The organism is Bacillus chungangensis (assembly GCF_030812995.1).
GTDB classification, from domain to species: domain Bacteria; phylum Bacillota; class Bacilli; order Bacillales; family Bacillaceae_C; genus Bacillus_CF; species Bacillus_CF chungangensis.
The window spans coordinates 162,350-182,354 of sequence record NZ_JAUSTT010000007.1; the positions used below are offsets into that span (position 1 = coordinate 162,350).

Consider the following 20,005-nt stretch of genomic DNA (forward strand, 5'->3'; position numbering starts at 1 on the left):
ATCTAAACAATGGCGGTAAAAGATGTGTTTGGAGAACATGCTTATAAGCTGGCAATCAGCTCAACAAAGTCCATGACTGGACATTTACTAGGAGCAGCTGGTGGGGTCGAGGCAATTATTTCGATTTTATCCATTAAAGAAGGTATTATACCGCCAACTATCCATTATGAAACACCAGATCCTGATTGTGATTTGGACTATGTAGCGAATAAGGCAAGAACGAGAGACGTTCGTGCTGCACTCAGCAATTCATTGGGCTTTGGCGGACATAATGCAACCATTGTCTTTAAGAAATACGAAGCATAAAAAAGGTGATCCAAAAGTACATTTGCTTTTGGATCACCTTTTATACGTTTAATCATCGTTAAGCACGGAAAGGCGCATTAGCGGCATAGCGCCAAATCGTTTCAACTGGCCCTTGTTTAAACTTTCGTAGCCAAACATTTGCAAAGAACATGAGAAATAACGAGATGAGCATCCATATAAGAAGAGTCAACCAAACATTGTTGATAGAATTTAAACCTAATCCCCATCCATAGAAAATCACTGAAGCGACGATGTTTTGCATGATGTAGCAGCTTAATGCTGTTCTGCCAACCTCTTGTAATCGACCTGTGAACAGTTTTATATAACCCTTTTCCAATATAATGGAGAACAAACCAATATAGCCAATCGCTAAGACTGGTGCAAAGATATACCTACCTACATGGTAGAAAAAGCCGTTATCAGCCATCATAAGCATATTAAGCGGCAGCCCAATGAGCATTCCCCATTTAAATAACTTTCTGCGAATTTGTCTACCCTTTTCATGATGACTAAAAGCGCCTGCACGAAATAATAGTATTCCTAGCAAAAATAATATCGTATTCATAGGAAGTACCATGATCGCTTCTATCCTAAACTCCAAAAAATGTTCGAAACGATAAAGAACTTGTTCCAGCCAACTTCCTTCCAAATATACCTGTGTACTTTTTAGGCTACTTTCTGCCAATTTCGCTTCTATTGTCTTATCATCATATGAGTTAAAAATCGCCCACTGCGCCCACGTTATAGCACCTATGATAAGCAAATGAATTGGAAGTAAAATAATAATAATTCTTTTTATAATCCGATTGCGCTTTTTCACTAGAAAGGAGACAATGATTGCCGTTATTGCATAGCTCATTAAGATATCCCATTCAAAAACTAGCAGAAAATGAATCAGACCTTCAATAAATAAGAGGATGCACGACCAAATATATGCTCTAGGCCAAGGCATTCCTTTTTCGAGTGTTTTTTCATATTTTATTGCAAGACCTACTCCAAACAAGATTGTGAGCAAACTTAAAAACTTCCCATTAGTGAAAACTCCAATTAGCATCGTGATCCATCCATCACTCGTTTTCCACCAACCAACTATTTCTTGAGAATCAAAAGAAGGATCGCCAACCGTTGCAAAAATCCAAATATTTGTTCCTAGTGTGCCGAGAATAGCAAAACCACGAAGTATATCTAATAATACTAATCTTTTCAAATTATCAACCTCTCAATACTCCATTTTATCAGATACTAAATCATCCTTAAATGTACTAGTTTATCCCGCCATCTAACTGGCAGTAAGACCCCCACCTCAATGAACTGCACCCCAATTGTTAGACACACATCTATAAGGCGCTCGCGTATACAATTTTATGAGTCTTGTAAAAATAGTTCCCGTATCAGTAAGCAATATATATATTTCTTTTGCCATTATCGTTACCTCGCAATCTTTTAGATGGCATCTCAAAAATCAAGAATGATTTGAAATTATGGCATAAACAGATATAAGATAGAAGGATCACTTCGTACATTTCCGTATCACTATTTATAGATTACGGGATTAGCAAGCCTTGCAAAACGAACCGAGGCTGTATTTTCCACTGAGACCACAGACTTACTCGTGTCATACAATTGCTCATAAATTCACTTTTTTTATAATTTAGTTAAAAAACTACTTTTCGGACAGCCCTTTCTTACCTTTAGTCAAGTGGTTTTCAGATAAGGTTTATGCTTTGAAATGAATCGATTCCATTTTTTTTACACGATCTCGAGAATCCAACATACTAAACTGATTTAAATAAGGATGTGAAGTTAGTCGGTTTTTAGTACGGACTCTGTATTTGGTCGTAGGGGTTGTTCGACTTTCCTTCACTTCTACTATAAAAAATAGTAGCACAAACCATGGCCGTGGTCTGTGCTACTAATGTTAGTATGTTTCTAATGTAATTTCTCAACTGCTTGAAGAAGAAGGGTTGGATGATTCTTTCAATAAATACTATTCTAAAAATTCATTATTGTCTTATGAGAAGATTAATGATAAAATGCGAATAAATCTTAAATTGCTTGTTCAAAAAAGAATAAGACAAGAAACAAAGCTTTTGACAATACAACATGAGAAAGGGGCGGAAACGTGGGAAGTCCTGTACTAAATGTGAAGGATCTACATACTTCATTTAAAACAGACGACGGAAATGTAAACGTTGTCAATGGGGTCGATTTCCAAGTGCACCCTGGAGAAGTATTAGGGATAGTAGGAGAGTCAGGTTGTGGAAAAAGTGTCACTTCGCTTTCAGTGATGGGACTAGTTCCATCATCGATAGGAAATGTTAGTGGACGAATTGAATTCAATGGAGAAAATCTTATTAAAGCATCTGAAAAGCGGATGCGAGAAATAAGAGGAAATCATATTGCCATGATCTTTCAAGAGCCGATGACAAGTTTAAATCCCGTTTTTACAATTGGCAATCAAATGGTGGAAGCACTAAACATTCATCGCAGATGGCCAAAGAAAAAAGCAAACGCATATGCGGTTGACATGTTAAAAAAAGTTGGGCTGGCCCGCGCAGAATTATTGATGAATGAATATCCTCATCAGCTATCCGGCGGTATGCGGCAGAGAGTGATGATTGCGATGGCCATGATTTGTGAACCGACACTATTAATTGCTGATGAGCCGACAACAGCACTTGATGTCACCATCCAAGCCCAGATACTTGATTTAATGAAAAGTCTGAATAGAGATACTAATACTGCAATTATGATGATTACCCATGATCTTGGCGTTGTTGCGGATATGTGTCAGCGAATCGTTGTCATGTATGCAGGTAAAATTGTTGAAGAAGCAGATCTAAATACAATTTTCAAACAACCGAAGCATCCCTATACGATTGGATTAATTCAATCCGTTCCTGATATGCGTGAGAAGAAACCGAGATTGTATTCGATTCCGGGAAATGTCCCGAAACCGGGTTCTATTCAAACAGGCTGCCAATTCGCACCGCGCTGTGAACATGCTTTTGACCGCTGTCGAAGCGAGACTCCTTCCTTGCTGGAATTAAGCACTGGCCAAAAGGTTCGTTGTTGGTTATATGAAAAAGGCGAGGAGGGAACAGTTTATGACAAAACAGCCACTATTAGAAGTTGAAAACTTAAAGAAGTATTTTCCGATCCGGGGAGGCAGCTTCGGGAAGAAGGTTGGAGAAGTGAAAGCAGTTGACGGTGTTTCTTTTGTTATTCACAAGGGTGAAACACTTGGTCTTGTCGGGGAAAGCGGATGTGGGAAATCGACAACGGGCAGGATGCTTTTAAGGCTGTTGGAACCAAGTGAAGGAAATATTTATTTTGAAGGTACAGATATGAGGAAGCTAAGCAATTCAGAAATGAGAAAGATGCGTCGAGAAATGCAAATGGTTTTTCAAGATCCATTCGCCTCTTTGAACCCTCGGCATACAGTTGGGAAAATATTGGAGGAGCCATTTATAGTCCATGGTGAAAAAGATAAAAAAGCACGCAAAGAAAAAGTATATGAACTTCTTGAAACAGTCGGCTTAAATAGCTACCATGCGAAAAGATATCCTCATCAATTCAGCGGCGGCCAACGGCAAAGAATAGGGATTGCAAGGGCATTGGCGGTTAATCCAAAGCTGATTGTTGCTGATGAACCTGTCTCGGCGCTGGATGTATCAATCCAATCACAAGTATTGAATTTACTTCAAGATCTACAGCAAAAATATCATCTCACCTACTTATTTATTGCTCATGATTTAGGCGTTGTTCGTCATATTAGTGATCGAGTCGGCGTTATGTATCTTGGAAGATTAGTGGAGCTGAGTGAAAGTGATAGATTATATGATGCTCCAAAACATCCGTATACAGAAGCGCTGCTCTCAGCTGTTCCGATTCCAGATGTAGAGTACGTTCAGAATAGAATCATCCTCACAGGTGATGTACCAAGTCCAGCAAACCCACCTACAGGTTGTCCCTTCCATACTCGTTGCCCAAAAGTGATGGAAAAATGTAAAACAAATGTACCAAATTTTAAAGAAATAGAAAAAGGCCACTATACAGCATGTCATCTTTACGATTGATGTGACGTATTGATAATAAAGGCAAATTATTTAAAAAATGGGGGAAAAAAATGAGAAAAAGAATATTGACAGCGATTGTCTTGCTGCTATTGTTTGCACTAGCTTTAGCAGGCTGCAGTGGAAAAACGAATAGTGTAAAAAATGATGGGAAAGAAGATGCAAAAAAATCTGCTAACGGCAGCAGTAATGGAGGCACCCTTGTCTATGCCCGTGGAGGAGATGCAGTGAAGTTGGATTCAATCATGGTAACGGATGGAGAGTCTTTAATTGTTACCCATCAAATTTTAGAAACACTCGTTGACTATGAGAAGCAAACAACAGAAGTAGTACCAAACCTCGCCAAAGATTGGAAGATTTCTGATGATGGCTTAACGTATACTTTTATTTTGGAAGAAGGCATTCAATTTACTGATGGAACTGATTTTAATGCAGATGCCGTCGTAGAAAACATCATGCGTTGGCATAAGAGCAAAGATGAAGCGAACTTCGCATACTATAAATCACAGTTTGGTGGTTTTGAGGGAGAAGAATCTGCAGTTATTAAAGATGTAAAAGCGGATGGCGATTACAAAGTTGTGATTACATTAAACCGACCGCAAGCACCATTCTTGAAAAACTTAGCGATGGTTCCGTTTGGAATGTCAAGCCCAACTGCTATTAAAAAATATGGCGATAAATATTCAGAAAATCCAGTTGGCACAGGCCCTTTTAAATTTGAAAGCTGGCAGCGCAGCGATAAAATAACACTCGTAAAAAATGAGAATTATTGGAAGGATGGTTTACCAAAACTAGATAAGATTATCTTTAAAGTGATTAAAGACAATTCAGCTCGCTTAAATGATTTAATAATTGGACAAGTGGATTTAATCGATGGTTTAAACCCAAGTGATATCGGAAAAGTAAATGACAATGATAAACTGCAAATTTTCGAACGTCCATCTATGAATGTCGGTTATTTAGGATTTAACGTCGAAAAAGAGCCGTTTAATGATGTAAAGGTGCGCAGAGCTTTAAGCCACGCGATTAATAAACAAGCGCTTATTGATAATTTTTATGAAGGAACTGCACAAGCCGCTAAAAATCCAATGCCGCCTTCTGTTGGAGGCTATAATGACGAAATTATCGATTATGAGTTTGATTTAAAGAAAGCAAAACAATTATTAGAGGAAGCTGGGTATAAAGATGGTTTCAAGATGGATCTTTGGGCAATGCCAGTTCCCCGTCCTTATATGCCTAATGGGCAAAAAGTAGCCGAGGCAATCCAAGCCGATTTTGAAAAAATTGGTGTTGAAGTAAATATTGTTTCTATGGAATGGGCGACTTATCTTGAAAAAGTCCAAGCGGGTGAATCGCCAATGTTTATGCTTGGATGGACAGGCGATAATGGCGATGCTGACAATTTCTTATATGCACTTTTAGATAAAGACAGCATCGGCTCTAACAACTATTCCCGTTATGCAAATGAGGATGTCCATAAGCTTTTAATTGAAGCGCAAACAGCTACTGATGAAGAGAAAAGAAACGAAATTTATAAAGAAGTCCAGCAAATCATACATGATGATGCCCCGTGGGTTCCATTAGCACACTCTGTCCCACAATTAGCAGGTTTAAAAACAATTAAAGGGTTTTTCCCACATCCAACCGGTTCACAAAGCTTTGCCGAAACGACATTAAAATAAAGGATGTTGGAAGTTGGGGGAGAGTTCGCTCTCTCCTCTCTTTTGAAATGACACAGCATGTGAGGTGATGGATGTGCTTCGTTATATCATAAAACGTTTAGCAATGTTAATTCCAGTCTTATTAGGAATGGTTTTAATCGTATTTTCCCTTATTCATTTTATTCCCGGCAATCCAGCTCAAGTGATGCTTGGCCAGCAAGCATCAAAAGAAGCAATTGCTGCTTTAACAAAAGAGCTAGGACTTGACCGTCCGCTGCCAATTCAATTCTTTGAATACGTAAAAGGTTTGTTGATGGGTGATCTTGGCAATTCATTTCGGACGCAAAACCCAATAACAGAAGAAATTTGGCCTTATTTAGCGGCCACAATAGAACTTGCATTCTTTGCAATGATTATCGCAATTTTTATCGGTGTCAATGCGGGCATCATTTCGGCTTGGTTTCAACATTCATGGTTTGATTATGTGGCGATGTTGATTGCTTTAATTGGTGTATCAATGCCAATTTTTTGGCTAGGTTTAATGGAACAGTATGTTTTCTCCATTCAGCTTGATCTGCTGCCGACAACTGGACGGGATAATATCCGTGATCCTGTAGCGGCTATTACCCATCTATATTTAATAGATACGCTCATACAAGGTCGATTTGATCAATTTTCTGAAGTTTTCCAGCACTTAGTTCTTCCTGGTTTTGCGCTGGCAACGATTCCAATGGCAATTATTGCAAGAATGACGCGCTCCAGCATGTTAGAGGTGATGCGATCAGATTATATTCGCACTGCTCGTGCGAAAGGAATGAGCATGTTTTGGGTTGTTTACAAGCACTCATTAAAAAATGCCTTTATCCCCGTTTTAACGATTATTGGCCTTCAAACCGGTTTGCTTCTCGGAGGCGCTATTTTAACAGAGACGATATTCGGCTGGCCAGGCATTGGCAACTATATTTATAATGCGATTGATTATCGAGATTACCCCGTTGTTCAGTCTGGAATTCTCGTGGTTGCGACTATTTTTGTCTTTATTAACTTGATCGTGGATTTACTATATGCAGCAATCGATCCACGGATTAAATATCAATAGGGGGATTACAGAATGTCAGGACAAGTAACGAATATCTCTCCTCAAATCCCAAAAGTTCAAACGGAGGATGAACAAGTCATTTCACCTTGGAAAGAAGCATGGAGGACGTACCGGAAAAATAAAGTCGCATTAATTGGCCTCGGAATTGTTTCTTTTTTTATACTGCTCGCTATCTTTGCTGATTTTATTGCGCCGTATGGCTTTAAAGAAACAGAGCTTGCGAATAAGCATATCCCGCCCTCCGCTGCCCATTGGCTAGGAACAGATGAGTTTGGCCGTGATATTTTAAGCCGGATTATCTATGGCGCAAGAATCTCTCTTTGGGTTGGCTTTTCCGCTGTTTCCGGTTCCATTATTGTGGGGTCTTTTTTAGGAATTTTAGCAGGGTATTATGGAAAATGGGTTGATGCAATCATTTCGCGTATGTTTGATATTTTACTCGCATTTCCAAGTATTTTATTAGCGATTGCAATTGTAGCGATGTTAGGCCCTTCTTTGCAAAATGCACTGATTGCAATTGCAATTATTAATATACCTACCTTTGGACGTTTACTTCGATCTCGAGTATTAAGTGTGAAAGAAGAGGAGTATATCACTGCTGCCAAGGCAATTGGAATGAAGGATGCAAGAATTCTATTTCATCATGTGCTGCCGAACAGCATGGCTCCGATTATTGTCCAAGGCACGTTGGCCATTGCAACTGCTATTATAGAAGCGGCGGCACTAGGCTTTCTTGGTCTCGGAGCGCAGCCGCCTGCCCCTGAGTGGGGAAAAATGCTTGCTGATTCGAAAGATTTTATTATTCAGGCTCCATGGACAGTATTTTTTCCAGGGATATCAATTATGCTTACCGTCTTAGGCTTTAATTTAATGGGCGATGGATTGCGAGATGCGCTTGATCCAAGAATGAAAAATTAAAACACAAGGCTGTCCGAAAGGGCAGCCTTGTGTGGTTCTATTTATACTTCTTCTGACTCTTCAATGGTCACTTTATTTACATTTTTATGAAATGATTTGAAGCTTTTAATCAGAATTTCTAAATGTTCCAGCTGTTCTTCATAATCAAAGATGCCAGAGAGCATATGCATTAATTGATAAGATTGAAAATCATCTTGGATGTAATAATCCTTTATTTCCCGCAAAAATAGATTCATTAGTTCATTGCGTTGAATATGAATATTTTGGAAGGAATCTAAGTCCGATTCAATAGGAACCTTCCCAATAAATTTAAGCAGGAGCTGTTCGTGAAAGTGCATTAAAAAATCCAATCGTTCACGAATTTGCATTTGTAAATTATCAGGCAATTGGTGTAGTACATTTTCAGAACGATGCAGCAGTTTCAATACTTCTAATCCTTTTTGTGAAGCAATGATCATTTGCCGATAAATCACAAGCTTTCTCGTTTTGGAAATGTCGTTTCTTTTAAAGTAGCGTCTTTCTTCTTTATATAAAGAATAAAATTGGTTTACTTTCGTCAGCCGTTCTTTGATGATGGCAATATCTTTTTTTAACAATCGATATTCAGAAGCATGGCGCATCGCCAATCTTGTCCATTTTAAAATTTCTTCTGTTACTCCTGAGATACGATAAAATAGCTTTGTTTCATATTTAGGCGGGATAAAAATAAAATTGACAAGAAAAGCTGACAAAATTCCAATCATAATAGTTGAAAAGCGTAATAGTGCAAATTGCATAAAATCTGGGTTAGGTGTTTCCATAATAACAATAAAGGTAACCAGCGTGAGACTGATCGTTTTCTCGAGCTTCAGCTTTAATAAAATCGTAATAATAATAATGGCCCCGAGCCCGACAATGAATATATCTTTTCCAAATACAAGCACAAATATAACGGCAACGGATGCACCGATAATGTTACCTTGAACTTGCTCGATAATTGATAAATAAGACCGATATATAGTAGGTTGGATAGCAAAAATGGCAGCAATCCCAGCAAAGACAGGCGATGGCATTTGCAGCAAATCAGCTAAAAATAATGCCAAGGTAATAGCAATTCCCGTTTTCAAAATGCGGGCACCAAGCTTCATGGATATTTGTTTCCTTTCTTGATTGATTGATGTGACGCATCTCGTTTGGATGCTTCAGGTCTGCTTTACATAGATGCATTATATTAATCTTTTTCAGAAAATATACTTGCTAAACAATATTGTACTATACAATGATTGAATTTAAATATCAAGCTTTTTCTTTTAATTTAATACAATTTTCATCATGTAAGTGAATTGTGGGAAATTTTGGGTTTAGTTGCTGTCATAAAGAAGCGAAATCAAGTATTCAAGTAAGAAAATCATGCACATTTATTATTTGTAAAAATGTGTTCTAACATGTCGATAGAAAAACCAATTGAAGACTAAAAAGCCAGATGATTGGTGATCATCCGGCTCTTTATATTTATTATTTTAATTCGGCAAATACAGCTTCTATAGCATGAATTGTTTCACGAATATCTTCTTCTGTATGAGCAGTTGTAATAAACCATGCTTCATATTTGGAAGGAGCAATGTTGATGCCTTTTTGCAGTAATAGCTTAAAGAACCTTGCAAACATTTTACCATCTGTTGCTTCCGCCTGTTCATAGTTAACGACTTTTTGATTTGTAAAGTAAAGTGTCAATGCACCTTTTAAACGATTAATGGTAACAGGTATTTGATGTTCTTTGGCAGCAGCAGCAATACCTTTTTCCAGCATTTCTCCAAGGCTATCAAGCTTTTCATAGACGCCATTTTCTTTCAATATTTCGAGACAAGCAATACCTGAACGAATCGAGGCTGGATTTCCTGCCATTGTTCCTGCTTGATAAGCTGGGCCTAATGGTGCAACTTTTTCCATTATATCGTTTCTGCCGCCATAAGCACCAATTGGAAGGCCGCCGCCAATAATTTTACCTAACGCAGTTAAATCTGGCTCTACTCCTAACAGATTTTGTGCGCCCCCATACATAAAGCGAAAAGCGGTAATGACTTCATCATAGATGACAAGTGCTCCGGCTTTATGAGCATATTCATTCACTTTTTCGAGAAATCCTGGTTGAGGCTCGACTATGCCGAAGTTGCCAACAATTGGTTCAACGAGGACAGCTGCAATGTCATCGCCCCATGTTGTTAGTGCTTCTTGAAAAGCTTGCACATCGTTGAATGGTACTGTAATCACTTCTTTGGCAATGCTTTTTGGCACACCTGCGGAATCTGGCATTCCGAGTTGTGAAGGGCCAGAGCCTGCCGCAACAAGCACAAGATCAGAGTGGCCATGATAACAGCCGGCAAACTTGATAATTTTATCACGGCCAGTGTAGGCACGGGCAACACGAATCGTTGTCATCACTGCTTCTGTACCAGAGTTTACAAATCTTACTTTTTCTAATGAAGGGATTGCTTCAGTCAACATCTTTGCAAATATCACTTCATACTGTGTCGGTGTTCCATATAATACGCCATCCTCAGCTGCTTCTTGGATTGCCTTCGTTATGTGGGGGTGGGCATGTCCTGTAATAATAGGTCCATATGCCGCAAGATAATCGATATAACGATTGCCGTCTATATCCCAAAAATAAGCTCCCTTTCCTTTTGCCATTGCAACAGGAGAGCCTCCGCCAACTGCTTTATAAGATCGTGATGGGCTATTGACACCACCTACAATGTATTGCAAAGCTTCCTTATGTAACTGTTCTGATTGAGAAAAACGCATCGGTGTTCCTCCTTCAATATTTTCATAGAAGTTCTTCTTATCAGGGAGTGACAATTCACTCATATGGAATGGGAACTATCCAAAACTCCTCTTTTATCTTATTACTGAAATGAATGTTGTGCAAATGAAACTAAAATTAAAAGGTCTATCTTCTAAACAGTTTTATTCCACATCTAATCGGCAAGTCAAGACCCCATCTCAGGGAGTAAGAAGTGGTAACTGAAAGTCAAATGTCCAATTGTAACAGGATAAGGAAACCTTCTTGAATCAACATCTCACGAAGAAAAAGTGCGCTTCTTTTTCGAGGATGTCAGTCACAAAGGCGTTGCAACAGAGCAAGAAAAGCTTCGACAGCGATACATCGCACGAAGAAAAAGCGACTTCCTTTTTCGAAAACGCTCCTTTGTTCTACTACTTATAAGTGGGAGATGAGAGAAAATCCCCACTCATAGAAGTTTCACTTTATTTCATATCTTCGATAAGTGATACGTACAATAGAAAAAATACGTTAGGACATGCAAAGGAGGGATCAGGAATGCTGTTTGGCATAATGGCTCTTGTCGTCATTTGTTTAATGATGGCACTGCGCAATCTCTTCCTGCCTTCTAGATGGAAATATAAGCAAATTTCATTTGAAAATTTTGTTTTTCTCGGTTGTACTTACGCAGTAATTATGCTTGGATTCGGATTGTTGTTTATGCTGCTCGAACTAAACAATACTGGAATCATTATGGATAACGGCAATTTGTTATCTGACAATTTTTTTGAAAAACTCAGCACTTCTATGTATTTAAGTGCCATTACGTTATTTTCAGTTGGATACGGGGATGTCGTGCCTTTAGGAATTGGCAGGCTATTCGTGATGATTGAAGCATTGCTTGGCTATACAATTCCCGCGACTTTTGTTGTACGTACGGTAATTGATTTTGAACAGGAATTAAATAAAAGGAAATAATGGTAGACGTCAATTTGCAAATTTCCGAACTTATTATCTAACCCGAAAAAACGAAGGAATTAGTTTTACTATTTCTTTCGTAGAGAGCACAGTAGCAAATTCACGATGTAATGTTGCGAGAGAGATATAATGAACTTCATCGGGACTGTAGTAAATATTATCAGGTCCCGTCATTCCGAATGCGGCTGTTGCATCTGAAACTAAGAACGTGTTAAAGCCTAAATTTCCACTCATTCTTGCAGTTGTAGATACACAATGTGGAGTAGTTAACCCGACGATCACGACATTTTCCAGTTTATTTTTATTCATATATTCTTGAAGGTTAGTACCAATAAACGCGCTATTTACATACTTCTGTATAACTTTTTCTCCTTCAATTGGTGCAGCAATTTCTTTAAAAGCAACTCCAGGATGATCAGGATAGAAACATGAATTTGGGTTTTGAGATAAATGTTGAATGTGAATAACCGGCAACTTTTTAGAGCGCCAAAGGGCAAGTAATTGGCCAATATTATTTTCTGCTTGTAAGTGATTGCGTTCTCCCCATTTTTCCTCATCAAACCCTTTTTGAACATCTATGATCATTAATGCTGGATTTGTTAATTTTTTTGTCATTTTAAGTTCCTCCTCATCACATTGATAGCATTATTATATTGTTTATTGCTTGCCTTATTAAAAAGACTTCGATAGTCTAATGATAACAATAAAATGTCGGTTATGTTGAAAGGGAGGAAACGATATATGGGTAAAGTGGAAGTTGGCAAAAAAGCACCTGATTTTACACTAGAAGCAAGCAATGGCGAAAAAGTTAGTCTTTCTGATTTTCGAGGGAAAAATATTGTTTTATACTTTTATCCAAAAGATATGACACCTGGTTGTACGACACAAGCATGTGATTTTAGGGATCGGCAACATCATTTTTCCGACTTAAACACGGTCATTATTGGCATTAGTACAGATTCGTTAGAACGGCATCAAAAATTTATTGAGAAATATGATTTGCCTTTTTTGCTATTAGTAGACGAATCACACCAAGCTGCAGAAGCATTTGAAGTATGGAAGCTAAAGAAGAACTTTGGCAAGGAATATATGGGGATTGAACGTTCCACCTTTATTATCGACAAAGAAGGTACGTTAGTGAAAGAATGGAGAAAAGTAAAAGTAAAAGGACATGTAGAAGAAGCATTGACATACATAAAGGAACAGCTATCACATTAATAATAGAAGAAATCGGTTTTTCCTATTTGTACTTTATTGCTCAGAAGAGAGTTGAATGATTTACAGGTAAAATAAAAAAAATCGCCTATTTCAAATATTTCTTGGCCATCTGTCCATTCCAAATGACAGTTGCTACATATGTTATATTAGGGCATACCTCCTCAGATATATTTGAAAGGATCCATTATTTGGGTCCTTTTTTTTGGTTATAGGGCAGGCGAATTTAGCTTTATTGAATAAGCTTTATAATAATTTAATTTTGGTAATTTTCATCCTATTCTGGATATGGACGGATGCCTTTCATAATATTGAAATTCAACCTATAATGTTTTTATTGTGTCAATTTTGGGTAGCTTAAATGCAATCCTTAAACAAGGATTTTTTTGATACAAATATTATATGGAAGGTGAGAAAGTGGAAACAACAGCTAAAAAAAGCTGGTTTTTGAGAAGTTTGGATTGGGTTGAAAAAATTGGCAACAAACTTCCTCATCCTGTCACATTATTTTTTATTTTTGCTGGATTCATTGTCATTGCTTCTGCCATTGCTTCAGCGATGGGGGTTACGGTCGAAGACCCAATTGCAGGGGAAACACTGGAAATTTTCAACCTATTAAGTAAAGATGGCGTACAGTATATGTTCGAAAGTGCTGTAGACAATTTTATTGGCTTCGCTCCTTTAGGAACTGTACTTGTTACGATGCTTGGAATCGGGTTGGCAGAACGTTCTGGTCTTATAAGTGCAGCTTTGAAAGCACTTGTTACTTCTGTGCCAAAACAGTTAATCACAGCAGCATTAGTATTTGGCGGAATCATGTCTAGTATGGCAGCAGACGCAGGTTATGTTGTTTTAACACCATTAGGAGCAGTATTATTTGCTGGGCTTGGCAGACATCCATTAGCTGGTTTAGCTGCTGCATTTGCTGGCGTATCAGGAGGTTTTAGTGCAAACTTGCTATTAACTTCCCTCGATCCGTTGCTAGGTGATTTAACAATTCAAGCGGCAGCAACGGTTAATCCCGAATATGCTGCACAAATGACTTATTTGATGAACTGGTATTTCATGATTGCTTCCGTTTTATTATTAACATTGGTCGGAACGTTAGTGACTGAATATTTAGTTGAACCAAGATTAGGGAAGTTTAAGGGAGAAAAAAATCAACTGGATGATACAGGTTTAAAGTCGATTGAAAAGAGAGGGCTTTGGGCAGCATTAGTTGCTTTAATTGCAACTTCTGCATTATTGTCGCTATTAGTCGTTCCAAGTTGGGGACCACTAAGGGGAGATGGGACACTATTAGAAGCTCCGTTCTTTCAAGCGCTTGTACCAGTATTATTGATCTTTTTCTTTGTACCTGGTCTTGTTTATGGCATAGTAACGAAAGAAATAAAAAATGATAAAGATGTGGCCAATCAGTTATCAGATACGATGGCTTCAATGGGAACTTATATTTTGTTAGCATTTGCTGCAGGCCAATTTGTCAGTTATTTTAACCATACAAACCTTGGAAAAGTGATTTCAGTTAAAGGTGCAGATTTTTTACAAAACACCGGATTTGAAGGCATTCCTTTAATTCTTAGCTTCTTAATTGTTACAGCACTGATTAACTTATTTATTGGCAGTGCTTCGGCGAAGTGGGCAATTATGGCTCCGATTTTCGTTCCTATTATGATGCATCTTGGCTATTCGCCAGAATTTACGCAAGCACTATATAGAATCGCTGATTCTACAACCAATATCATTTCTCCGCTTATGCCATATTTTGCGATCGTTATCGCTTTTGCTCAAAAGTATGATCGAAAAGTGGGTATCGGAACGCTTATTGCAACGATGCTTCCATATGCGATTGCTTTTTCGATAATGTGGACATTGATGATCATTATTTGGATGGCAACAGGCTTTGACCTTGGACCAAATGCTCCAATTTTCTATGGAAAATAAGCTGGATAAGCCTCTCTGCATTTTTGCAGAGGGCTTTTTTCTGTTAACAGGTATAGAATTAATAAACAAGCAATTTTTATTACCAATAGAATGTTAAAATGTTATAAAATGCTTTTTTAGGGGTGATTGAATGCAAGTATTATTAACCTTAAATCCGCCGCCGTTTTTAAAAGAAGATATGCATGCGACTTTCCCACAAATTTACTTTCATTATGAAAAGTTATCGGCTGCGGAGAATATTCTTCCTCATGCAGAAATCATTGTTACATATGGAGAAGATTTAACTGTTGAGCATTTAGAAAAGGCGAAGCGCTTAAAATGGATTATGGTAGCGTCAGCAGGTTTAGAAAAAATGCCTTTAGCACAAATAGCAGAGAGGAATATCCTCGTAACAAATGCAAGAGGTATTCATAAAATTCCGATGGCCGAATTTACAATTGGTTTATTACTGCAACATATGAAACAGTTTCCTGTCATTTGGCAGCAGGAGCGAGAAAACATTTGGAATAAACGAGTGCCGATGGGAGAATTATATGGAAAAACGATCATGGTTGTTGGAGCAGGAGCAATAGGTTCCGAAATTGCCAAGCTTTCAAAAGCGTTTTCGATGACGACAATCGGAGTGAACGCTTCAGGAAACTCAGTTGCTTATTTTGATCAAATGTTGAGAGCTGATGAGATAGCAGAAGGTTTAAAAAGAACAGATTTTGTTGTTTCCGTTTTGCCAAGTACGGAAAAGACACAACATTTTTTTCAGAAGGAACATTTTATCGCCATGAAGGAAAGTGCAGTTTTTATCAATATTGGACGAGGTGATGTTGTACAAGAATCTGTTTTAATTGATGCATTGAAAAAGGAAGAGATTGCCCACGCTTATTTAGATGTGTTTCAAACAGAACCTTTACCAGCCGATCATCCTTTTTGGTCAATGAACAATCTTACGGTAACTCCTCATATTTCTAGTAAATCGAAGCAATATTTACCAAGAGTATTTGATATTTGGAAGCACAACCTGCATACATATATTCGTAATGGCAATGATTATCTGAATGTCATCGATTTAAAGAGGGGATATTAGCATGAAAATCTATACTAAGACTGGTGATAATGGTACAACATCTTTAGTTTATGGGCAGCGGGTTTCGAAGAATGATTCTCGTGTAGATGCTTTTGGGACATGTGATGAAGCAAATTCGATGATCGGATTAGCTTTAAGCTATTTAAATAAAGCTGATTTTAAGGATATCACTTCGTTCAAAGCTTATTTTAATGAAATACAAACTGGACTCTTTCATGTTGGTGCAGAATTATCAACACCTAACGATAAAACTGTAAAATGGGAAGTAACTCAGGATGATATTGAGAAAATGGAAATGATGATAGACAGATGGAGTAAGGAGCTAACTCCTTTAAAAAACTTTATTTTACCTGGTGGACATGTTTCGGGATCTGCTTTTCATGTTGCACGTACTATTGTTAGAAGAGCAGAGAGGAAAGCCGTCTCATTGGAATGCGTTAATCCACTTGTATTATCATATTTAAATCGTCTTTCTGATTTATTGTTTGTTGCTGCGCGATATGTGAACAGTCAACTCGGTGCACCAGAACAAATGCTGCATGAAAAAGAGAGGCAAGGAGAAGGCTAATAACGGAAGGAACTTTCGTTCGAAAGCCTATAAATATTGACAATTGTCTAGTTTTTTTAGTAAACTAATTATAAGTATTTTAATCTGATAATGAATTTCATTAAGAAAAGAGGTGCATGGCGATGGTCGAAGTCCAGCTAAAAGAAGCAATTAAGACGTTAAAACAAACTGGGGTTCGAATTACACCGCAGCGTCATGCGATACTTGAATACCTAATCCGTTATATGTCACACCCAACAGCTGACGAAATATATAAAGCATTAGAAGAAAAGTTTCCGAATATGAGTGTTGCAACTGTCTATAACAATCTCCGTGTATTTCGTGATGTAGGTCTTGTCAAAGAACTCACATACGGCGATTCATCAAGCAGATTTGATTTTGTTACATCAGATCATTACCATGCAATCTGTGAAGATTGCGGGAGAATAGTTGATTTTCATTATCCTGGACTTGATGAGGTAGAACATTTGGCATCACATGTGACTGGATTTAAAGTAAGTCATCATCGCATGGAAATTTACGGAAAGTGTCCAGAATGTAAACAAAAACAAGAGAAATCTAAATAAGATTGACGTGTTCTTAAAGATGTTTTCTATTTGCAAGAGCTCGTATAGATTGAACATAATAAGATGACTTATGAAGTCTTGTTAAAAAAAATTGCCTCTGTACTTTAACAGAGGCAATTTTTTTACTATAAATCAACAAGCTTCGCTGTTTATGTGATTTTATTATATCTTTAACTTCTCTTTAATGGATAAGGAAGCAATTTGATCTTAACATTTTCTGAAGAGAAAAGTTTAATCATTTTATCCGGTTGCTATTTTTAAAAAATGAGTTTCTTCTATTAGAAGAGCATGTCCCATGTTTCGTTACGATTCCAACATCATAATGAAATAATTCACCTTTTTTCTTCTGAGACATTCATCTTTCGATTATAGTTCTCATCAAATTCTTTTCCTTCGAGGCTTGGATCTAACGTTAGTGTTTCATTACAATGCATGCACATATCGACACGTCCGAGTATTTTTGTTCCCTTTCCGCATGTAGGACAAACAACCTGCACTGCTTTTGTCGAGAGCATCCCAATCCAAAAATAAACAACAGTACTTGCAATGATAAAGAGAAATCCGATGATCATGAAAATCGACATAACCATTGGCTTTTTGAGAAAGAAGATACCACCGTACATAATAATAATGCCAATAAATATTAAGCTTAATGCGAATGCCCGAATTTTATTAATTTTGCTTTTATATTTTTTTGCCATGATGACCCCTCCCACATTAATCCTAACTATACCATAAATATATGAAATATCGTAACGAAGATAATCATCGAAAAAAGCAGGAAATTGATAAAATTTGTCGAAGAAGTACTGGTCTGAATTTATTTAATTTCTGCTGACAGAAACGAAAATAAGAAAGTGACAACTGAGAGCCCGCTGTGGACTGATAGTAAGTTATTATAAAAAACACGAAGTCAGTAATACTATTTAATATGTTGGAGGCATTTAAAATGGATGATGTGTTAAGGCCGCTCTATCAGGAAAGAGCAAGCTATCCCCATACAATTGGTATTTTAAAGATTGATCAAAAACCGCCGTTATCAACAGTAGCAGAATGTTTTGACACTGTCCTTCTTACAATTGTGAAAGAAGCAGAGCAAGCATTATTAATAAAGCATTATCAATATGAGGAACAGTTAGCTGCACTTCATATTGTCACAGAAAAACAATTAAATGAATGGATTTTATTAGGCTCCAATCGTAAAGTAATCGAGTGGATAAATACAGGGATCATTGTATACGATCGCAACGACTACGTACATGATTTAAAAAGAAAACTTCAAGATGGAGACTTTTCAGGACGCCAGATCAGGATGGGATTAGAATTTGCTAAGCTAGTGAAAAGGTATATGGAAGGAAAAGTTTTTTTCTCTAAAAAACAATATCTTGATGCTTATCATGAAGCCGTTCATGCATTGCATCATTTAGCGCGCTTAGCAGTTTTTCAAAAAGGCCTCTTCCCTGAGATAACTGTTTGGAATCAATTACGAGAATTAGAACCAGAAATATATCAATTATATAAAGAACTGCTCACTAGCAATGAATCAGTGGAACAGAAATTAAAGCTGTTATTTTTAGCAAGTGAGTTTCTCATGCACTCGCAAACAAAGACAGGCAGCAGTCATCTTTTGAATGTTTTGTCACAACGAGAATGTTGGTCTATTGCGGAGATGAACGAACATCCTGAGCTCCAGTATTATGGTGTAGATTTAAACATGCTTATTTCCTATCTTGTTGAAAAAAAAGAATTGGAAGTAGTAAAGGCAGAGACAAAAGGAAAGCAATTGTATCATCGATTTTATCGAATATCTTCAACAACTCCCTAACGCAAGTGAAGACTTTAACAAAGAAAAGTAAGATAATCTCATGTAGGAACATGGAAATGGAGATTTATTTATTATTAATGGAGAGATTTTGAGATAGCACTAACTGATTTAAACCTGCTAGGGCAAGTTACATAAGTGTTAATAAGTTCTCTTCATATTTAAGTATCGTTTTTGTATATTGAACTGCTTGTTTCTTTTATAGACAGTAAGCAAGTATCTCTGCTTCCATGTAAAAGCTTTTCTTTTGTACTCTAAAATAATGATTGACCATGAACAGTATTTGATGATAGGATGTATTTACTGTCTTGAAAGATACATTTTTTTTAAAAAAAGTTTTAAAAAGCTGTTGACTTAATTATTAATGGGTGTTATTATATAAAAGTCGCTTCAAGGAAGGCGGCGAATTGAACCTTGAAAACTGAACAAAACAAAACGTCAATTTAATTCTAAATTTTAACTATGAGCTATTCAAGCTTTTCTAAATAATAGTACATGATGTTTTGAACTCTATGACACTCGTTTTAGAACGTAAAAAGTTCAAGGAGCGAGAAGGTCAAGGAAGTTTGGGGGAGAAGCACCGGAGCGTACTAAAGTACGTGAGGATGCGCCGAGCCGAAACTGACGCAGAGATCCGAAGTTAATTGAACTTTTTTGGAGAGTTTGATCCTGGCTCAGGACGAACGCTGGCGGCGTGCCTAATACATGCAAGTCGAGCGAACCGAAGAGAGCTTGCTCTCTGAAGTTAGCGGCGGACGGGTGAGTAACACGTGGGCAACCTGCCTGTAAGACTGGGATAACTTGCGGAAACGTGAGCTAATACCGGATACGCTTTTATATTCTCCTGAATGTGAAAGGAAAGATGGCTTCTGCTATCACTTACAGATGGGCCCGCGGCGCATTAGCTAGTTGGTGAGGTAACGGCTCACCAAGGCGACGATGCGTAGCCGACCTGAGAGGGTGATCGGCCACACTGGGACTGAGACACGGCCCAGACTCCTACGGGAGGCAGC

General features: G+C 37.7%; 17 protein-coding genes, 1 rRNA gene and 1 pseudogene. 14 read left to right on the forward strand and 5 right to left on the reverse strand.

The annotated features are described in order from the left end of the window. Window positions 1-6 precede the first annotated feature (6 nt). Window positions 7-306 (forward strand): annotated as a pseudogene (locus J2S08_RS07655) (beta-ketoacyl-[acyl-carrier-protein] synthase II); the annotation flags it as partial. A 58-nt stretch (window positions 307-364) separates the two neighbouring features. On the opposite strand, the gene J2S08_RS07660 reads toward J2S08_RS07655, so the two are convergent. Next, window positions 365-1,513, reverse strand: a complete 1,149-nt coding sequence (locus J2S08_RS07660) for a DUF418 domain-containing protein (RefSeq protein WP_307228231.1) — start codon at window positions 1,511-1,513, stop codon at window positions 365-367. 915 nt (window positions 1,514-2,428) lie between these two features. On the opposite strand from J2S08_RS07660, the gene J2S08_RS07665 reads away from it, so the two are divergent. The 5 genes from J2S08_RS07665 to J2S08_RS07685 all read left to right on the forward strand — a co-directional run bounded on the left by J2S08_RS07665 (window position 2,429) and on the right by J2S08_RS07685 (window position 8,060). Beyond that, window positions 2,429-3,442: an ABC transporter ATP-binding protein gene (locus J2S08_RS07665; protein ID WP_307228232.1), complete on the forward strand. Its 1,014-nt coding sequence runs from the start codon at window positions 2,429-2,431 to the stop codon at window positions 3,440-3,442. Next, a complete protein-coding gene (locus J2S08_RS07670) occupies window positions 3,414-4,385 on the forward strand; it encodes an ABC transporter ATP-binding protein (RefSeq protein ID WP_307228234.1) in 972 nt (323 codons plus the stop codon). The genes J2S08_RS07665 and J2S08_RS07670 overlap by 29 nt, the downstream gene beginning before the upstream one ends. Before the next feature lie 50 nt (window positions 4,386-4,435). Continuing rightward, window positions 4,436-6,064: an ABC transporter substrate-binding protein gene (locus J2S08_RS07675; protein ID WP_307228236.1), complete on the forward strand. Its 1,629-nt coding sequence runs from the start codon at window positions 4,436-4,438 to the stop codon at window positions 6,062-6,064. Window positions 6,065-6,131: 67 nt separating this feature from the next. Beyond that, entirely contained in the window at window positions 6,132-7,142 is a 1,011-nt protein-coding gene (locus J2S08_RS07680; RefSeq protein ID WP_370875646.1) for an ABC transporter permease, read from the forward strand. 12 nt (window positions 7,143-7,154) lie between these two features. Continuing rightward, window positions 7,155-8,060: an ABC transporter permease gene (locus J2S08_RS07685; RefSeq protein ID WP_307228241.1), complete on the forward strand. Its 906-nt coding sequence runs from the start codon at window positions 7,155-7,157 to the stop codon at window positions 8,058-8,060. A gap of 41 nt (window positions 8,061-8,101) precedes the next feature. Here J2S08_RS07685 and J2S08_RS07690 read toward each other — a convergent pair whose 3' ends face one another. Next, window positions 8,102-9,187, reverse strand: coding sequence for an FUSC family protein (locus tag J2S08_RS07690; protein WP_307228242.1), 1,086 nt, complete (start codon window positions 9,185-9,187; stop codon window positions 8,102-8,104). 367 nt (window positions 9,188-9,554) lie between these two features. Then, complete coding sequence (locus J2S08_RS07695; protein ID WP_307228244.1) at window positions 9,555-10,844, reverse strand: glutamate-1-semialdehyde 2,1-aminomutase; 1,290 nt, start codon at window positions 10,842-10,844, stop codon at window positions 9,555-9,557. Window positions 10,845-11,379: 535 nt separating this feature from the next. On the opposite strand from J2S08_RS07695, the gene J2S08_RS07700 reads away from it, so the two are divergent. Continuing rightward, window positions 11,380-11,799 (forward strand): potassium channel family protein, encoded by a 420-nt coding sequence (locus J2S08_RS07700; RefSeq protein ID WP_307228246.1) that lies wholly within the window; start codon window positions 11,380-11,382, stop codon window positions 11,797-11,799. A 33-nt stretch (window positions 11,800-11,832) separates the two neighbouring features. On the opposite strand, the gene J2S08_RS07705 is transcribed toward J2S08_RS07700, so the two are convergent. Continuing rightward, window positions 11,833-12,414 carry a cysteine hydrolase family protein gene (locus tag J2S08_RS07705; RefSeq protein WP_307228248.1) on the reverse strand — a complete coding sequence of 194 codons (582 nt, stop codon included), beginning with the start codon at window positions 12,412-12,414 and terminating at the stop codon, window positions 11,833-11,835. Window positions 12,415-12,540: 126 nt separating this feature from the next. Between J2S08_RS07705 and bcp the strand changes: the two genes are divergently transcribed. The 5 genes from bcp (at window position 12,541) to perR (ending at window position 17,170) form a co-directional block, all read left to right on the forward strand. Next, window positions 12,541-13,017 (forward strand): thioredoxin-dependent thiol peroxidase, encoded by a 477-nt coding sequence (gene bcp / locus J2S08_RS07710; RefSeq protein ID WP_307228250.1) that lies wholly within the window; start codon window positions 12,541-12,543, stop codon window positions 13,015-13,017. Between the two features lie 414 nt (window positions 13,018-13,431). After that, the gene (locus J2S08_RS07715; RefSeq protein ID WP_307228252.1) at window positions 13,432-14,958 is read left to right on the forward strand and encodes an AbgT family transporter; all 1,527 of its coding nucleotides are present in this window, start codon (window positions 13,432-13,434) and stop codon (window positions 14,956-14,958) included. A gap of 130 nt (window positions 14,959-15,088) precedes the next feature. After that, a complete protein-coding gene (locus J2S08_RS07720; protein ID WP_307228254.1) occupies window positions 15,089-16,036 on the forward strand; it encodes a D-2-hydroxyacid dehydrogenase in 948 nt (315 codons plus the stop codon). Between the two features lies 1 nt (window position 16,037). Then, window positions 16,038-16,604, forward strand: a complete 567-nt coding sequence (locus J2S08_RS07725) for a cob(I)yrinic acid a,c-diamide adenosyltransferase (protein WP_307228256.1) — start codon at window positions 16,038-16,040, stop codon at window positions 16,602-16,604. A gap of 122 nt (window positions 16,605-16,726) precedes the next feature. Continuing rightward, a complete protein-coding gene (perR, locus tag J2S08_RS07730; RefSeq protein WP_307228259.1) occupies window positions 16,727-17,170 on the forward strand; it encodes a peroxide-responsive transcriptional repressor PerR in 444 nt (147 codons plus the stop codon). Window positions 17,171-17,502: 332 nt separating this feature from the next. On the opposite strand, the gene J2S08_RS07735 is transcribed toward perR, so the two are convergent. Continuing rightward, window positions 17,503-17,871, reverse strand: a complete 369-nt coding sequence (locus J2S08_RS07735) for a DUF2614 family zinc ribbon-containing protein (protein WP_307228261.1) — start codon at window positions 17,869-17,871, stop codon at window positions 17,503-17,505. A gap of 248 nt (window positions 17,872-18,119) precedes the next feature. On the opposite strand from J2S08_RS07735, the gene J2S08_RS07740 reads away from it, so the two are divergent. Both J2S08_RS07740 and J2S08_RS07745 read left to right on the forward strand, forming a co-directional pair. Then, complete coding sequence (locus tag J2S08_RS07740) at window positions 18,120-18,995, forward strand: nucleotidyltransferase-like protein (protein ID WP_307228263.1); 876 nt, start codon at window positions 18,120-18,122, stop codon at window positions 18,993-18,995. 648 nt (window positions 18,996-19,643) lie between these two features. Next, window positions 19,644-20,005 (forward strand): 16S ribosomal RNA (locus tag J2S08_RS07745); the annotation flags it as partial.